Below are 223 nucleotides of genomic sequence, written 5' to 3' on the forward strand. Positions count from 1 at the left end.
CGTATTGATTTGGGTCAGGCACCGCTGCTGCGTTTTGTCGTGGCGCAAGAGACTGATGGGCGCTGGTTTTTACTGGAATTGTTGCATCACCTGATTGGCGACCATACCACGTTGGACGTGATGAACCGTGAGGTTCAGGCGTATCTCACCGAACAGGAGGACAGCCTGCCTTCCCCAGTTTCTTTCCGTAATTTGGTGGCTGAGGCCCGGTTGGGGGTCAGTC

The 223-nt window shown here is 55.2% G+C and carries 1 protein-coding gene; it reads left to right on the forward strand.

Annotated features, from left to right (window positions below; genetic code table 11):
* Positions 1 to 223 (forward strand): hypothetical protein (locus ABR397_RS24280; protein WP_350307912.1); only part of this gene is annotated, 223 nt, incomplete at both ends.

Source organism: Photorhabdus viridis (assembly GCF_040256935.1).
Taxonomy (GTDB): Bacteria; Pseudomonadota; Gammaproteobacteria; order Enterobacterales; family Enterobacteriaceae; genus Photorhabdus; species Photorhabdus viridis.